Origin of the sequence: Haloferax sp. AB510, from assembly GCF_024136985.1 — an archaeon.
In the GTDB taxonomy this organism is placed as follows: Archaea; Halobacteriota; Halobacteria; order Halobacteriales; family Haloferacaceae; genus Haloferax.
The window spans coordinates 1-624 of sequence record NZ_JAMYJY010000234.1; the positions used below are offsets into that span (position 1 = coordinate 1).

Consider the following 624-nt stretch of genomic DNA (forward strand, 5'->3'; position numbering starts at 1 on the left):
CGCCGACTCGCGTCACCGTGGCCGGCGCGCCGGCGACGACGGCCAGTAAGACGGCCGAAACGCGCGCCGGGAGCCACATCACCGCGTCGTCGAGGCGGGCCGGAACCCGACCGACCGGCTTGTGTCGGTAGCCGAGCATCGAATCGAGCGTGTTGACGCCTTTGACCCACGCGGCCGCGCCGACCGCGAGCGGGAGCGAGACGGGCGCGAGGAGCGTAAACGCGAGCAACGGGGCGACGAGGCCGTCGGCGAGGTTCTCCGCGGCGCTCTCGACGGCGGCGCTCCGGATGTCGGCCGCCGAGAGCGACGACGGGTCGCGCCCGGCCAACGCCCGGAGTTCGTACCGGGCGGTGTCGAGGTCGGATTCGTCCGCCGTGGCGGAGACGACCGCCTCGGCCGCATCGAGGAGCATCCGGAGGCTCGTGGTCGAAAACAGCGCGAGCGCGGCGACGGCCGCGCCGAGCCACGGCGAAACGAGCGTTGCACCCCACGTCGCACCGCGGCGACGACCGCGGCGAGCGCCGGGAGCGCGACGGCCGCGACCCCGCCGACGAGCGTCGGACGGGACCACTCGCGGTCGACGGGCGAGACGAGTCGGCCGAACAGCGCGACCGGGTGGACGCG

At 75.0% G+C, this 624-nt stretch carries 1 pseudogene; it reads right to left on the bottom strand.

From position 1 onward, the window contains the following. A pseudogene (locus NKF06_RS20765) lies at positions 1-624 on the bottom strand (CobD/CbiB family cobalamin biosynthesis protein); the annotation flags it as partial.